Origin of the sequence: Yoonia sp. F2084L, from assembly GCF_023015625.1 — a bacterium.
Classification (GTDB): domain Bacteria; phylum Pseudomonadota; class Alphaproteobacteria; order Rhodobacterales; family Rhodobacteraceae; genus Yoonia.
Window position 1 is genome coordinate 119,901 of record NZ_JALKAH010000003.1, and the last position, 16,178, is coordinate 136,078.

Sequence of the window (16,178 nt, forward strand, 5' to 3'; positions counted from 1 at the left end):
ACACTGAATTGCGCCGAACGAAAAGGGGTTTAACCGACCCGCATCAGATCGCCAAAGATCGCGTGGGTGTGTTCTTGCAGGTAAATCCGCAGCCACGGTGTGTATTGCGTGGGGTGGCGGGCCACATCGGCTGAAAGATCGTAGAAATCGACCCAGCGTGTGTTCATCACCTCATCGGGGTTGGGGATGATCTTGAGATCATTGGGTGCGTCGGCCACATAGACCTGCACAACCTCATGTTCGATCAGCCCGCCGCCCACATCGGCGCGATACTCGATCTCATCCCGGTGCGACGGGTAAATGCCCTTGATCCCAAGCTCTTCGTCCAACCTGCGCACGGCGCAATCGGTTGGGTCTTCGTCCCATTCAGGATGCGTGCAGCACGTGTTCGCCCACAGCCCCGGTGTGTGGTATTTGCCCATCGCCCGCTGCTGGATCAACACGCGCCCGCGGTTCATCACAAAGACGCTGACCGCCTTGTGTTTTAGCCCGCGCAAGTGCGCATCCAGTTTTTCAATAGGTTTGAGCGTGCCGTTTTCCCAGGCCGGGATCATGATCGTCATGTGCGCAGAGGCGAAACCAATCGCGTCAGGTGCGCAAGGTTCTTGATGCCGATTTTCAGGTGTGCCATGGGCCGCGCCTTTACCAGTTTCTTGTTCATATACGCCTCAAACGTCAGCTTTTGCACGTCGACATCGTGACACAGGGACACAAACCTCTCACGCCGCTCATCACTGCGATAATAGGCGTTTTGCATCGCGCCCAAAACCCGGAACACTTGCTTGTGTTCGCGCATGAAGAGTTTCCGCGCCAGTTGCAAATCTTTTACGCGTCCTGATGCCAAAGTAGCCGCTGCTGCCGTTGCGGCAACACGCCCGCCGACCATGGCATAGTAGATGCCTTCGCCCGATGACGGGGCGACAACGCCCGCGGCGTCGCCTGCCAGCACCACATCGCTGCCATTGTCCCAGCAGTCCAGCGGTTTCAGCGGGATCGGCGCGCCTTCTTTGCGGATTGTCTTGCAATTGGTCAGACCAGAGGCTGCGCGCAGATCAGCGGTGGCCCGTTTGACGTCTACCGATTTGATCATTGACCCCATGCCGACGCTGGCCTGTCCCCCATGCGGGAAGACCCAGCCGTAAAAATCGGGTGAGATTTTACCGTCATAGATCACATCGCAACGCGCGGGGTCGTAGGTAGCGTTCAATTGTGGCGCTTCGATAATCTCATGATAGGCGATGACATAAGGAATCTTGTCACCGTCCTTGATTTCCGCCCGCGCCACGTTTGACCGTGCACCATCGGCACCGATCACCAGTTTTGTGTGTAGCTTCATCTCATTGCCACTGACCTTGTCGCGGTAAACGACGTGGGTGCCGTCTGCATCGCGTTCGATCTTGGTGAACGTGCCGGTGTAGCGATGTGCGCCTGCATCTTTCGCCCGCTTGCGCAGGAACTCGTCGAAGTGTTCGCGGTCCACCATGCCGACAAAGCCGTTCTCGATCGGGATATCGACCTGCCGTCCTGTGGGCGAGATCATGCGCGCGGTGTTCACCTTGGCGACGATCTGGTCGTCGGGGATAAAGAAATCTTCGATCAGGCGCGGGGGAATTGCCCCGCCGCATGGCTTGATCCGCCCGTCACGGTCAATGAATGCAACTTTGTGACCAGACCGCGCGAGGTCTTCTGCGGCGGTGGCCCCGGATGGGCCTGCGCCCACGACAACGACATCATATTGCATTGATCATTCTCCCGGAACGAGTGTGGCGGATGGCATTTTGCGATCCATGATTTTGGCAGCCATTGCGGTGGCAGCGATAAAAAGAGCGGCTTCGGCAATGAAGACGGAACCGAAGGCTTGCGTGTCGGTGAGGGTCACGCGTAGCACATCGACCATGCCGGCACCTATCAACCCACCGAACCCGGCGGCGATGGCTTGCGCCGCACCCCAAAGACCCATGCGCGTGCCTTCGCGGCGTTCCGCGCCTTGTGCGGCCAGTGCCATCATTGATCCGATGGCGGCGACAGCGAACATGCCGTTGAAGAACCCCAGCAGGACGACCGCTGGAACGAGCGGCGCGCTTGGGCCGATGGGTCCAAGGAAGGTGATCAGGATCAGTGCACAGGCGGAGCCGATGCAACCTGTCATGACCCAATTGCGGAGCGCTCCGATTTTGAAACCAGTGGCGAGGATGCCGACGGCGAGCATGCCAATGAAGACACCGCCGTTTTGTGCGCCTGAAAGTGAGGTGGATTGCCCCGGCGTGAAGCCAAAGACGAGGCCGGCGTATGGCTCAAGGATCAGTTCCTGCATGAAATAGGCCGTCATCGACAGGAACACGAAGATGGTGAAGTTGCGGGCTTTGCGTTCGGACCAGACCTCGCGCAGCCCGTCCATAAAGGGCGTGGGGTCGGGTTCGCGGATGGCGATCAGATTCCGCTCAATCCGCCAGACAGCAAGGCAGGTGACCAATGTCGCGATTGAAACGACGATGCCCACGATCTTGAGCAAAAGTGCGGGCGTATACGGATCAATAAACTGCCCGACGATCCCTGCAGTCATCGCGATCCCAAAGATCATCATCAGCCATGTGATTGTTGCGGCGGCAGCGCGGCGATGCGGTGCGGTTGTTGTGGCAAGTAATGCAAGCAAAGAGGTGCCAGATGCGCCAACGCCAAGACCGATTAACGTGTAGGCGATGATTGAAATGGTAAGGCCAAGCGCAAAGGATTGTGCGAATGCAAGCACACCATAGGCCGCAAGGAATGCACCCAGCGCCAAAGCGAACATGCCGCCAATAATCCACCGCGTGCGGTGTCCGCCGGTGTCAGAATAAAAACCCCAATGCGGGCGCGTCAGTTGGATGCCATAGTGCAAACCGACCAACAGACCGGGCAGGATGGCGGGAAGCGATAGTTCCACCACCATCAGCCGGTTCAGTGTTGATGTTGTCAAAACCACAATCGCGCCCAGTGCCATTTGCACAAAGCCAAGCCGGACAATCTGGAACCATGAAAGTGTCATCTCAGCCTCCGATACTGCGCAGTGCGACAGCGGCAATCATCATGCCGCTGATATAGAAAAGAATGCCCATGCCCTGATACCAAGGCGTTTTGCCTTCGGGGTCGCGCAGCAGGACGCGCATTGCAGTCAGCTGCACGGCCAGCATCGCCATGACGCCCAGCGCAAAGCCGGGTTTGCCCCAATAGGTCAGCAAGCCAATGACCATGACTTGGGGTACCGCCATGATCCAGCACGCAACACGCGCCGCGCGGTCAGGGCCCAGTGTGACGGGCAATGATCGTAGGCCAGTGGCCCGATCGCCCTCAATCGCTTTGAAATCGTTGAGCGTCATGATCCCATGCGCGCCAATGCCATAAAGCACCGCGATCAGGATCACCTGCGGGCTAGGTGCACCTGCTGCCACGACGGCGGCACCGGTGACCCAAGGCAGTGTTTCGTAAGCGAGGCCACAAAGCCCCGGCCCCCACCAGCCGGATTTCTTGGCGCGGATCGGTTCAGCGGAATACGCCCAGGCGGCCGCGACAGCAAGAATTGTCGCACCAAAGCCCCAAGGCCCCAGTTTATAACCAACAACAAGCCCAAGAACGGTCATTGCAAGCGCGATATATAGGCCCCAGCGCCCCGGAATCCGCCCTGATGGAATCGGGCGGTCGGGTTCATTGATCGCGTCCACATGGCGGTCGCACCAGTCGTTGGCTGCTTGGGACATGCCGCAGACGATTGGCCCGGCGAGGATTACACCCAGCGCCACTAAAAACCAATGATCAGAGGGGCTTGCGCCGGATGACACGACCCCACAAAGATACGCCCACATGGGCGGGAACCATGTCACAGGTTTGATCAGGCGCAGCATCGCGCGCGGCTCGGGCCAGCGGCGGCCTGTCGGATCAAGCTGTAAGTCTGACGTGACACTCATACTGTCAGTTTAGAATGACAGATAGGGTTGGAGCAAGTGTAAAGGTATGTTGACACTGTGCCATCTTGTCACTGCATTTTTACGGGGTCGTTTAGGTGCCAGAACGTGAGGTCTTGCCGTTCTGCCATCACTGGTGCAGTGTTTTTCAAAGCGCTTTGGAAAGAGAAATCGCATGGCTATTCGAACAGTGGTTTGGGGCGAAAACGTCCATGAGCAAACCAACCATATTGTCTCTGATCTTTACCCTGACGGTATGCATGGTGCGATCGCCGCAGCCTTGCAATCAGATGAGATCACCGCGACGACAGCGACCCTGCAAGAGCCTGACCACGGCCTGCCCCAGGCCCGTTTGGCCGAAACGGACGTGTTGCTTTGGTGGGGCCATGCGGCGCATGGCGATGTGGCCGACGAGGTGGTTGAGCGTGTTGCCGATCACGTCAATGCCGGGATGGGTCTGATCCTGCTGCACTCCGCCCATTTTGCAAAGATTTTCAAACGGCTGATGGGTACGCCCTGCAACCTGACATGGCGTGAGGCGGGTGAGCGGGAACGGCTGTGGGTCACCTGCCGCAACCACCCCATTGCTGCGGGTTTGCCTGATCACTTTGAGCTTGAACACGAAGAAATGTACGGCGAGCCCTTTGGTGTGCCCGAACCGCTTGAGACCGTGTTCATCAGTTGGTTCCAAGGGGGTGAGGTGTTCCGGTCGGGCCTGACTTATAAGCGGGGTGCGGGCAATGTGTTCTACTTCCGCCCCGGCCATGAAACCTATCCCACCTATCATGATGCCAATGTGCAGACGGTACTTCGGAACGCCGTGCGCTGGGCCTACAACCCCGCACCTCGTGTCGTCGGGGTGAATGATGCGCCAAATGTCCCCGTTGATCAGGCGTTGGAGCCGCTTGTCGAACGCGGCCCCCGATTGCATGCCGACGGTGAGGAAGGATTCCGGTGATCCGTGTTTTGATCGTTGGCACCGGAGCGATGGCGCATGACCATGCCAAGGCATATGCCGCTATGGATGATGTCACTATGATCGCAGGCGTTGATCCCAACGCGGATAATTTGCAGGCTTTTTGTAGTGAATACGGGATTGAGAACCGCTTTGCATCGGTTGCTGATGCCATCGCATGGGGGCGATTTGATGCGGTCTCTAACGTGACCCCAGACGCCATTCACCACCGCACGACGATGCCCCTGCTTGCGGCAGGCAAGCATGTGCTGTGTGAAAAACCACTGGCTGTCAACTATGCCGATGCGGCCGAAATGGCTGCTTCTGCCGCTGCTGCTGGCGTGGTGAATATGGTCAACCTGACCTACCGCAACGTGCCTGCGCTGATGCAGGCCGCGCAGATGGTCCAAGACGGCCAGATCGGTGAGGTCCGCCACTTTGAGGCGTCGTATCTGCAAAGCTGGCTGACCCAAGATCTATGGGGAGACTGGCAAAGCGACGCAACATGGTTGTGGCGTCTGTCCACCGCGCATGGATCAATGGGAGTGTTGGGTGATGTGGGCGTGCATATTCTGGATTTCGCCAGTTTTGCCGCAGGTGCCGAACCGGATCGGGTGTCATGCAGGCTGAAGACTTTTGACAAAGCCGCAGGTGACCGCATTGGCGACTATACGCTGGACGCCAATGACAGCATGGCCATGCATCTGTCCCTGAAAAACGGAGCGATCGGGGTGATCCACGCCAGCCGCTTTGCCAGCGGTCATATCAATGATCTGCGTTTGCGTCTCTATGGCACAAAGGGTGGACTGGATGTGCGGTTTGAAGGCTGGGAAAGCCACTTGTCGATCTGCAGGGGCGATGATTTGCGCGAAGGCAAATGGGTCGATGTTGATCCAACCCCCGTCGTCCCGAATTTCCGCCGTTTCGTCGAAGCGATCAACGCGGGTCAACCGGCAACGCCAGATTTTGCCCGTGGTGCAGCGTTACAACGGGTTCTGGATCAGGCTGTTGCGTCCGATGCCGCCGGGGCCTGCGATCAAGCGATCTAACCGCTTATTTTCATAGAATTGTTCCGTTAAGCCTGCTTTCACTTCCGCCCCTTTATCCCCTGTCTTGGGTGAAGAAACGAGGTAGTGGGATGAGTGCAGGATCAAACGCACCGATTATTATTAAACGCAAAAAAGTCATCGCTGGTGGCGGCCATCACGGTGGTGCTTGGAAGGTGGCCTATGCGGATTTTGTGACCGCTATGATGGCATTCTTCATGCTGATGTGGCTGTTGAACGCGACCACCGAGCAGCAGCGCAAGGGTATCGCGGATTTCTTTTCACCGACGATCCCGATCAACCGGGTGTCGGGCGGTGGCTCTGGTGCGTTCGGTGGCGACAATATCTTTACCGAAGAAACGCTGGCGCAAAGCGGGACAGGCATCAGCCAACCCACCATCGGTATGAACCCGGTGCGCAGCGAAAGCGATGCCGCAGGTGACGCCGCCGTGGCCGCACAAGTCGCTGCCTTACGCGATATTGAGGCTGTTTTGATGGGGCAAGGTGGTGAAAGCATGCTGTCCGATCAGGCGCTACGCCACATTATCACACGCCTGACCGAAGAGGGGCTGGTGATCGAAATCTACGATTTACCGCAAGTGACACTATTTCAGGGCGAAACGGCTGTGCCAAACCCCGTTACGGCCGAGATTGCCGCTATCATGGCCCGCCTGTTTCAGGCTGTTAGCAATGATGTCGCCATTGAGGGGCACCTGAGTGCAAAATCCCTTGTGCATATCGACTATCCAATCTGGGAATTGTCCACAGATCGCGCCTCGCAGATGCGTCTGATGTTGCAAAGTGGCGGACTCAATCCGCGCCGGATCGTGCGCCAAACCGGTGCCGGTGATCGCGAACCGGCTGTGCGCGATGCAACGGCGCCGCGCAACAACCGGATTGAGGTCATTTTGCTGCGCTCTGACATTTGAGGGCAATTCGATCGAATTTTAGTCATTAGGGGGCCGTTAAGAAGGAGGGCTTAAGCAAAGGAGGACCCCTGACGCAGAAAGGCTCAACTATATGACGATTTCATCTTCCCTGAATGCTAGCGTGGCTGGTTTGGCAGCCAATGCTTCACGCTTGGCGACGATCTCTGACAACATCTCAAATTCGTCGACCTATGGCTACAAACGGGCGGTTACAGATTTTCAGTCGATGGTGATCGAAAGTGGGCAGGGAACCTATTCTGCCGGTGGCGTGCGGACGACAACAGCACGTTTGATTGATGAACGTGGGGCTTTGGTATCGACCTCAAACCCAACAGATATTGCGGTGCGGGGGCGGGGGATGTTGCCAGTGACGTCGGAAACGTCCGTGGCGGTAGATAATGGCGACAACCCACTGTTCTTGACGACAACGGGGTCTTTCCGACCCGATGCGCAGGGCTATTTGCGGTCGCCGGGTGGCTTGGTTCTGTTGGGTGTGCCTGCCGCCGCTGACGGCACAATTCCGAACTATCCAAGGGATTCGATTGACGGGCTGGTGCCTGTGCAAATCAATGCAAACCAATTCGCCGGTGAAGCAACGACTCGCGTGGATTTGTCGGTGAACCTGCCTGCCACCTCAACGCGTGAAGGATCGCCCGGCGATTCCGAGTCGCTCTCTGTTGAATACTTCGACAACCTTGGTGCGTCCTCCAACCTGAGCTTTACATTCACGCCGACAGTTCCGGCTAACGGGGCATCCAACCAGTGGACGATGGAAATTCGTGATAGTGAGTCCGATGTTGATGCAAACGGCATCCCCGATGTGGTCGGTGAATACACGCTGACATTTGACGCAACACGCGGTGGGGGCGGCACGCTTGCCAATGTTGATTTTGCCGACCCGGCTGCACCGATTGGCGGCGGTTATGATCCACTGACTGGTGCGCTGACGATCGCAGTTGATGGCGGACCGATGGAAATCAATATCGGCGAATTAGGTAGCTCAATCGGATTGACGCAGCTATCCGATGCTTTTGCTCCGGTTTCGATTTCCAAAAACGGAACACCGGTGGGCAGCCTGACCTCAATCGAGGTTGATCAAAACGGGTTTGTCCGCGCCTCCTTTGATATCGGGATCAATAGGGTGCTGTACCAAATCCCCCTCGTCGACATACCGAACGTGAACGGGCTTGAGACACTTGACCAGCAAAGCTATCGCGTGACGCCTGACAGCGGATCGTTCTTCTTGTGGGATGCAGGTGATGGCCCCACAGGTGACATCGTCGGTTTTGCCCGCGAAGAGTCTGCCACTGACGTTGCTGGTGAACTGACTGAGTTGATCCAGACACAGCGCGCCTATTCATCGAATGCGAAGGTCATCCAGACCGTCGATGAAATGCTGCAAGAGACCACGAATATCAAACGCTAATCTGATGGGATTGATCTGATATGAGCATGTCGAGCGCACTCAACAATGCTGTCACTGGCCTGACCGCCAATGCGCGCATGGCAGAGGTGGTATCGTCCAACCTATCCAACGCTCTGACCGAAGGATATGGTCGGCGATCGGTGGAACTGTCCTCTGTTCAGGTCGGTGACCGCGGTGGCGGTGTGCGGGTTGACGCCGTCAACCGTTTCGTTGATGCGGGGCTTCTTGCGGACAGACGCTTGGCTGACGCAGCGCTTAGTGGACAAGAACGCAGCGCGGACATGGTGCTGCGGCTGCAACAGGCGCTTGGCGGCGCCGACGATGCAGCGGGTCTTGGCGCACGGCTGGCAGAAGTTGAACGCGCCCTGATCAGCGCAAGTGGCGATCCCGCATCTGAAACGCGCCTGTCTTTGGTTGTCTCACGAATGCAGGATCTGACGCTGACCTTGCAGTCCAATACCCGCAGCATCCAATCCTTGCGCCAGGAAGCGGATACATCCATCGCGCGCGATATAGAGGTGTTAAATACAGCGTTGCAGCAGGTCGATTTGCTGAACAAAGATATCTTGCGGATCAATGGGTCTGGTGATGACCCGTCGGCATTGTTGGATGCGCGTCAACGCGCTGTTGATCAGATTGCGGGCATTGTTCCACTGCGCGAGGTCATGCGCGACAATGGAACAGTCGGGTTGATCTCGCAGACAGGGACCACTCTTCTTGCGTCGCAACCCGCCCAATTCGGATTTGAACGCACAGCCACGATCACAGCTGACATGACGTTGGCATCCGGGGCTTTGGGGGCAATTACCCTTGATGGTCAGCCACTGGATTTGACCACCGGGATCGGTAGATTGGATGGTGGATCGCTTGGTGCGGCATTTGCATTGCGCGATCAAACACTGGTTGAGGCGCAGGCCGGGCTGGATGAAATTGCAGCGGATCTGGTGGCGCGGTTTCAAGACCCGGCTAATGACCCGACGCTCGCACCAGCAGATATCGGACTGTTAACTGACCAAGGCGGCTTACTTGATCTGGGGGACATCCCTGGTTTGGCGGGTCGTATTGCCGTGAATCCCGCTATCGTTTCCGAGCTGGGCGGAGAGCCATCGCTGCTGCGTGACGGATTGAATGCCGCAGGACCCGGTCCCGCAGGCAATACCGCGCAAATCAACAACTGGATTGCTGCGCTAAGCGCCGCACGCGCTGACACACTGGGTGCTGAAATCCGTTCTGCCTCCGGTCGGATTGGCGCGTTTACGTCGGACATCGGGGCAACCCGCATCGCCGTCGAAGACAAGCTTAGCTTTACAAACGCACGTTGGGAAACACTCCGAGAAGCTGAACTCGCGGATGGTGTTGATACCGATGTGGAACTTCAGTCTCTTTTGCGGATTGAGCAAGCCTATGCGGCCAACGCCAAGGTGATCCAAACAGTCGATTTCATGATGCAAAGATTGATGGAGATTTAGATGTCTGCGATTTCAGTTGGTGACATGGCGCAACAATTCCGATCTTTGCGCAATACCGGCGCGATCAAAACGGATTTGGCCCGCCTCAGCGAAAGCCTATCCACTGGTAAGGTTGCCGATGTCACCCGGCAGCTGGGCGGGCAGACCGCGCAATTCTCTGCGGTGCAATACAACCTGACGCAACTTGACGCCTACAGTCAAGTCGCCAGAGAAACGCAGCAGTTCCTGAGTGCCATTCAAACGGTACTCGGCCAAGTTGATAGCACGCGCAGCCAAACCGCAGACCGGCTGCTGCTTGTGAATGCAAGCAGTACAATTGCCCAGGTGGATGAGGCAGCATCATCGGCGCGAAGCGCGTTTGACACCGTCGTTACAACGCTCAACACGCAAATCGCTGACCGCGCGCTCTTGGGTGGGGCAGATGTTACCGGGCCGCCACTTGCCGCCGGCAATACCATGTTGTCGGATATCTTGACGCAAGTGGGCGCGGCCACCGATGCGCCCACCATCATTGCGGCTGTGGACGCTTGGTTTGATGATCCCGCCGGCGGCTTTGCGACACTTGGTTATCTTGGTGACACAGGTGCCCCACCACAAAGGCGTATTTCAGAAAGCAAGAGCGTTTCGGTGGATGCGCGCGCCGACAACCCGGCTATTGTTGAGATTCTCAAAGCAACAGCGCTGTCTGCACTTGCCGACGACATCCCCGGATTGGATCGCGACACAAAGATCACACTGTTGCAAACAGCGGGTCAGCGACTTTTTGTTGCATCAAGTGACTTGGTGGCCATTCAAGCGGGCATTGGTTTTTCTGAGGCTGGGGTGGAGCAGGCACTGTCTGAAACGCAAGCCCAGATCACGACACTCGGGATTGTGCAAAACGATCAGATGCTCGCTGACCCTTTCGAAACGGCAACACGCCTGCAGGCGGTTCAATTGCAGCTTGAAACACATTTTAGCGTCACTGCCCGCATGTCCCAACTCAGCCTGTTAAGGTATATCTGATGCGGGTTAGGTTCATATTCTTGCTGGCCCTAGTGGTACTTCCTCTGTTTGCGCAGGCAAATCCAATACGTATTAAGGACTTGGTCGAGTTTGATGGTGTGCGTTCAAACGATTTGGTTGGGTACGGTTTGGTGGTGGGCCTCAACGGAACCGGCGATGGTTTGCGTAACTCGCCCTTCACCGAAGATATCCTGAGCAATATCTTGGAACGGCTTGGCGTGAACGTAACGGGCGAACAGTTTCGCCCCAAAAATGTTGCGGCGGTGCTGGTAACCGCGTCGCTACCCCCGTTTGCGCGGGCGGGGAGCCCCCTGGATGTCACCGTCTCCGCAATCGGTGACGCAAACAGTCTTTTGGGTGGCACACTGATTATGACGCCGATGAACGCGGCTGATGGCGATATCTACGCTGTCGCTCAAGGCACGATTATCGCGGGCGGCGCATCAGCCACCGGCGATGGGGCCACCGTTGTTCAGGGTGTTCCTACGGCGGGTGTCATTCCGTCCGGGGCGACGATTGAACGCGAAGTCAATTTTGACTTCGGTGGGCTCACATCAGTTAGATTAGCCTTGCGAACCCCCGATTTTACGACGGCAGGTCGCATTGAGCAGGCCATCAATCGAAGCTTTGAACGGCCAGTTGCTGTTATGCTTGATGCGGGCACGGTTGAACTCAACATCGCAGCAACACGAATGCAGTCACCAGCGCATGCACTGGGTCGGGTTGAAAATATATTGGTTGAACCCGAACGCCGCGCCCGCGTCGTGGTTGATCAAAGATCCGGGACCATCGTTATGGGGGAAGATGTCCGCATAAGCCGGGTCGCCGTCAGCCAAGGAAACCTAACCCTACGCATTCAAGAAGCCCCACTCGTATCGCAGCCGAACCCATTCGCGCCGGGTGAGACTGTGATCGTACCTAGGACTGAAACCGCCATCATTGACGAACCCGGTATCGGCCTAGCCGAAGTTCGTGGCGGCACATCTTTGAGTGAGGTTGTTGCGGGGCTGAACGCTTTGGGCGTCGCGCCGCGCGACATGATCGATATTTTGAAAAGTATAAAAGCCAGTGGTGCACTTCATGCAGAGTTTATTGTGCGATGATTTGACATCTTCGAGGAGCATTCGTGCGATGAAGTCACTCGCGTGGCAAATATGATGTACTGAGGTTCGGTTGATAAGCTTGATCGGATGTTGGACTTCCATCGACGACGCGGGCAGCGATGTTCAAACACAACACAACGTGCCGACTCCGTTCGTTAGCTTAGGCTGAGGGCCTGTGTTCGGCTTTGCGATGCACCCAGCGCCAGGACTTATGGCCCCAAATAATCTGGGGTACTATGAGTAATCTGCACTGGTTAACTGAGGAACATTTGATGCCATTGCGGCCATAGTTTCTGAAGAGCAGAGGTGAGGCATACGTCGGCGCGCCGCGCCTTTTGAGCGGTACTGTCTTCTTCAATCGCGATGGGTTGCGATGGTATGCTTCGCCCACTGCCGATGGCGCACCAAAGACGTTGTACAACCCTCGAAGCGTCAGCGACATAAGTGTTTGCGCGGATGATGACGGGGGTTGGCGGTTGGAGCACTTGATAACAAGACTATCTGGATGGAGGCGACCTACCCGAAAGCGCACTACATCAGGCATAGGGATAAAAAGGGGGTGTAGAGGTGCTATTGGGCATACCAAGGGCGGGGTGGACCACTGACTGGCAGGTGATTGGAACAGCTGCCGAAAGAGCCCAAGCTATATGTCGTCACGGACACAGGCGATTGCCCGATCAACTGCCTCATAGCCGCCGGTCGGTAACTTCAATGGCGCAGCCGCCTTGTTGCGTCGGTTGCTTAAGGTTGTTTGTTCTATCGCCTACCATAGCTATGGTTCCGTAAGGCCTTGTCAGACAGGGGTATGCGACCCAGAGTACGACGTCGCAAGTCATCTAATAGGATGTAGGATACGAGAAATGACCTTTTAGACGGCTCAACCACATCGAACGCATGTTTGGCAGTTTCAAAGACTGGCAACGCTTAGCGACCTGCTATGACCGATGTGCCAATGGACTCCTGTCAGTAACCGTCCCCGCTGCAATCGTCATGTTTTGGTTATGGGATCGGAGCTTAGTTGATTATGCGCCTTTGGGTTCGTCTCAACGTAAACTCTAAACCGGGTAACTCTTTACAAGGCTGTGTGCGATCAAGGCCCATCCATCTGCTACAACAAAGAACGCCAGTTTGAATGGAAGTGAAACGATTGCTGGCGGCACCATCATCATACCCATCGACATCAAGACGGCTGCAACCACTAAGTCGATGATAAGGAATGGCATGAAAATCAAAAAACCAACCTGGAATGCACGCGCCATCTCGCTAAGCAGAAACGAAGGTATGATGACGGACACAGGTGCGTCATCTATCGGCGCAGTGCTGCTTAGGTCTGGTCGTAAATCGGCCAATGCCGCAAATGTATCTGGGTCGATGCGCGACAGCATGAAACCGCGCAATGGTACCATGGTCCGCTGAAAACTCTCTTCGACCGTAATGTCGCCGTCCAGAAGTGGTGTGATCCCATCGGTCCAGGCGGCGATCAAGACGGGCTCCATTACGAAATACGTCAGGAAGAGCGCGAGGCTAACAATCAGCATGTTGGGCGGCGACTGTTGCAGCCCGATGGCTTGGCGCAGAATTGCAAAGACCGTGACGATAAATGGAAAGCAGGTGACCATGATCGCGATACCGGGCACCAGACTTAGGACAGTGATGAGCACCAAGAGTTGGATCGACCGTGTGGCTAGTGATCCGTCATCGCCGAGTGTGATAGACACTTCCTGTGCGGTTGCGGGCCCAGCCAGCCCAACCAAAACCAAAATGCTGATCCAGACAAGGTGACGCATTCTAGTTCAGTTGACTGTCGTCTTGTGCGACTTCCGTCAGGCGGACCGCCAGTTGCCCCGGTTCGCCCCCGTCCACCTCTTGAAGCTCACCGCGTGCGATCAGTCTTTCACCAATATATAGCTCAACCGGATCTTCGATACGTTTGTCTAGCGGCAATACCGTGTTTTCGCCAAGGTTAAGCAGATCGCGCACCAAAGGTCGTGCTTTTCCGACAGAGACCGAAATCTCGATTGGAATGCTGTGCAGCGGGTGCTCTTGCTCATGTTCGTTGGCGTTATGGTTTGTGTCATCCATTCGCTTCTATCCTTGGTTCAGTCAGGTCAATCGTGCTGAGAATTTCGGTGATCTGGGACAATAAGGCGTCAAGATCGAGGTAGCTTTCGCGGGTGCCCTGCGTGATCCATGCGGCGTTCGGCCCAAGCGCAGCATCACCAATGATAGAAATGTCAGTGTTGTAGTCTGATAGTTCCGCAGCAACCGCAGCACGCTGATCAGGATGCACGGTGATGCTGACCGCGTCGGGTAAATCGGTCGTGGCTGCCTGATACAGGATCGCGGAAAGCTCTGTGGCAAACCCTGCAGCGACACAATGCGGCAAGAGTCTTTCCACCACCCGGTCGAGAAGTGGCGACAGCGTTCGCAGGATATCGCCCCGTGCCTCACTATACGAAAACTCAAGGTCGGCAATATGCTGGACCAATTCGGCAGAAATCGCGGATTGGTCTTGGGTTGCTGCCGTCAGCCCAGCAGCATACCCGTCATCATAGGCCTGCTGGACAGCCGGGTTGTTTGGCATATCTTCGGTTAAATCGGCGTCAAACGCCTCAAGTGAAAGAGCATGGAGCATTTACGCGTTCGCCCTCGTCGATGGTTCCTCGATCCAGTCTTGAAGAACCTGAATTGTTTCTGGTTTGCGTTCGTCGATCATCTGGCGCAGGCGGGCAACGGGATCATCGCCCACCCCACCGAGAAGGTCCGGTTCACCCCCCATGAAATCACCCATCATATTGTCGCCCATTGCGATTGCCATTGGCGGATCAATGTCATTCAAAGGGCCGCTTTCGTCCAATGCGATCGCAGTTGGACTATTGGTGGATGCGGTCAAAATGGGGCGCACAACGAACAGCCCCAAGATCAGCGCGACGGCTGCAAGAACCCCCACTTGGATCAATTGCATCATGTCCAGCGGCACGCTAGATGCCGAAGCCATGCCTTCGGTCCCCATGGGCACAATGGGTTCAAATGGCATGGACTTCACCGTCAGGATATCGCCGCGTCCGCTGTCCAACCCGACAGCTGATGCGACAAGTTCTTCCAAGGCTGCAAGTTCTTCTTCGGAACGGGGGGTTGTGGTTGTGGTGCCGTCGGCCGCAATGGACGTGACATCGTTGACAAGCACCGCAACGGTCAGTCGTTTGACTGCACCTGGTCCGCGGATCAATTCCCGCTGCGTTTCAGACATTTCATAGTTCGTCAGCGTGCGGCTTTCGTTGTTCTCATTACTGGCAGCACCACCAGCGCCAGCCGCATCACCATCCGGCAGGTTGGACGCAACGGTAACGTCGCCGCCTCGGCTGTCGTTTGATGTGCCTGAGCTTTCCGTGACCTCAGTGCTGATCGCGATACGACTGTCAGGATCCAGCCTGCGTTCGGTGATTTGTTCTGTTTCTGTGATCGTTTCAACCGAGACTTCGACAACGGCATTGCCCGGTCCAACGCGTGCAGCAAGAAGCCGTTCCGCCTGGCGGCGCAATGCCTCTGCCCGGTCATTCCCGTTGGATACGACCCCTGTACCCTCACCGTCTGACAAAAGCCCGCCATTGTCGTCAATCACTGCGACAGATGCCGGATCCAGCCCTGGAACGGCAGCGCCGATCAGGAACTGCAGCGCCCTGACGTGCGGCGCGGATAGCGCGCCACCGGCGGTCGTCACCGTCACTGCCGCGGTCTGTACCTGATCGCGCTGAAATGACCGTGTTGACGGGGTGGAGATATGCACGCGTGCTGCCCGGATATGAGGGCTGGCAAGAATTGTACGGGCAAGTTCGCCCTCCTTCGCGCGCCAATATGCTGCATCAAACATCTGTGCTGTCGTGCTGAAACCGGATAGCTGATCAAGGATTTCGTACCCTTGGTTGCCGTTCGCAGGCAGCCCTTGTCCGGCAAGACCCATCCGCAGGCTATCGCGTTGCGCCGTTGGTACAAAAATCGCGTTGCCACGTATCTCATAGGCGACGCCTTGTTGATCCAGCGCTGTTACAACGTCGCCCGCTGCTTGCGCCTCTAGCCCGCCAAACAGCAGTGACATATCTTGCGTGCTGGCACCGCGGGCCAAAAACAGGACCGCTGCAAACACAGCCGCAGTCGCCAAAACGACGAAAATCCGGCGTTGTGCGCTGAGCGCCGACCAGACATGTCCGATGCTTTCCAAATTCGTCTCCATCACATTGGCGTTCTGCCGAATGTTCTTTGTTTGGAGCATGAGCCTTAACAATCAGTTAGGGCTTCTTGGTTTATCT

At 56.5% G+C, this 16,178-nt stretch carries 15 protein-coding genes; 7 read left to right on the forward strand and 8 right to left on the reverse strand.

Annotated elements, in window-relative coordinates; translation table 11 throughout:
- Window positions 1-29: 29 nt before the first annotated feature.
- The 4 genes from idi to chlG are packed head-to-tail and all read right to left on the reverse strand — an operon-like array spanning window position 30 to window position 3,941.
- Complete coding sequence (idi, locus tag MWU60_RS09245; protein ID WP_247226985.1) at window positions 30-563, reverse strand: isopentenyl-diphosphate Delta-isomerase; 534 nt, start codon at window positions 561-563, stop codon at window positions 30-32.
- Window positions 560-1,741: a geranylgeranyl diphosphate reductase gene (locus MWU60_RS09250; protein ID WP_247226986.1), complete on the reverse strand. Its 1,182-nt coding sequence runs from the start codon at window positions 1,739-1,741 to the stop codon at window positions 560-562. Before MWU60_RS09250 ends, idi begins: the two co-directional genes overlap by 4 nt.
- A 3-nt stretch (window positions 1,742-1,744) precedes the next feature.
- Complete coding sequence (locus tag MWU60_RS09255) at window positions 1,745-3,025, reverse strand: BCD family MFS transporter (protein WP_247226987.1); 1,281 nt, start codon at window positions 3,023-3,025, stop codon at window positions 1,745-1,747.
- A gap of 1 nt (window position 3,026) precedes the next feature.
- Window positions 3,027-3,941, reverse strand: coding sequence for a chlorophyll synthase ChlG (gene chlG / locus MWU60_RS09260; protein ID WP_247226988.1), 915 nt, complete (start codon window positions 3,939-3,941; stop codon window positions 3,027-3,029).
- 172 nt (window positions 3,942-4,113) lie between these two features.
- Here chlG and MWU60_RS09265 point away from each other — a divergent pair, with 172 nt between their 5' ends.
- The 7 genes from MWU60_RS09265 to MWU60_RS09295 all read left to right on the forward strand — a co-directional run bounded on the left by MWU60_RS09265 (window position 4,114) and on the right by MWU60_RS09295 (window position 11,871).
- On the forward strand, window positions 4,114-4,896 hold the full coding sequence (locus MWU60_RS09265; protein WP_247226989.1) for a ThuA domain-containing protein: 783 nt from the start codon (window positions 4,114-4,116) through the stop codon (window positions 4,894-4,896).
- Entirely contained in the window at window positions 4,893-5,942 is a 1,050-nt protein-coding gene (locus tag MWU60_RS09270; RefSeq protein ID WP_247226990.1) for a Gfo/Idh/MocA family oxidoreductase, read from the forward strand. Before MWU60_RS09265 ends, MWU60_RS09270 begins: the two co-directional genes overlap by 4 nt.
- An 89-nt stretch (window positions 5,943-6,031) precedes the next feature.
- A complete protein-coding gene (locus MWU60_RS09275; protein ID WP_247226991.1) occupies window positions 6,032-6,868 on the forward strand; it encodes a flagellar motor protein MotB in 837 nt (278 codons plus the stop codon).
- Window positions 6,869-6,959: 91 nt separating this feature from the next.
- On the forward strand, window positions 6,960-8,294 hold the full coding sequence (locus tag MWU60_RS09280; RefSeq protein WP_247226992.1) for a flagellar hook-basal body complex protein: 1,335 nt from the start codon (window positions 6,960-6,962) through the stop codon (window positions 8,292-8,294).
- A 20-nt stretch (window positions 8,295-8,314) separates the two neighbouring features.
- Window positions 8,315-9,763, forward strand: a complete 1,449-nt coding sequence (flgK, locus tag MWU60_RS09285) for a flagellar hook-associated protein FlgK (protein WP_247226993.1) — start codon at window positions 8,315-8,317, stop codon at window positions 9,761-9,763.
- Window positions 9,764-10,768: a flagellin gene (locus MWU60_RS09290; protein WP_247226994.1), complete on the forward strand. Its 1,005-nt coding sequence runs from the start codon at window positions 9,764-9,766 to the stop codon at window positions 10,766-10,768.
- Entirely contained in the window at window positions 10,768-11,871 is a 1,104-nt protein-coding gene (locus tag MWU60_RS09295; RefSeq protein WP_247226995.1) for a flagellar basal body P-ring protein FlgI, read from the forward strand. Before MWU60_RS09290 ends, MWU60_RS09295 begins: the two co-directional genes overlap by 1 nt.
- 1,055 nt (window positions 11,872-12,926) lie before the next feature.
- On the opposite strand, the gene fliP is transcribed toward MWU60_RS09295, so the two are convergent.
- The 4 genes from fliP to fliF are packed head-to-tail and all read right to left on the reverse strand — an operon-like array spanning window position 12,927 to window position 16,141.
- On the reverse strand, window positions 12,927-13,658 hold the full coding sequence (fliP, locus tag MWU60_RS09300; protein WP_247226996.1) for a flagellar type III secretion system pore protein FliP: 732 nt from the start codon (window positions 13,656-13,658) through the stop codon (window positions 12,927-12,929).
- A gap of 1 nt (window position 13,659) precedes the next feature.
- On the reverse strand, window positions 13,660-13,953 hold the full coding sequence (locus MWU60_RS09305; RefSeq protein WP_247226997.1) for a FliM/FliN family flagellar motor C-terminal domain-containing protein: 294 nt from the start codon (window positions 13,951-13,953) through the stop codon (window positions 13,660-13,662).
- Entirely contained in the window at window positions 13,946-14,506 is a 561-nt protein-coding gene (locus MWU60_RS09310; protein WP_247226998.1) for a hypothetical protein, read from the reverse strand. Before MWU60_RS09310 ends, MWU60_RS09305 begins: the two co-directional genes overlap by 8 nt.
- Window positions 14,507-16,141, reverse strand: coding sequence for a flagellar basal-body MS-ring/collar protein FliF (gene fliF, locus MWU60_RS09315; RefSeq protein WP_247226999.1), 1,635 nt, complete (start codon window positions 16,139-16,141; stop codon window positions 14,507-14,509). It abuts the gene before it with no gap.
- Window positions 16,142-16,178: the final 37 nt, after the last annotated feature.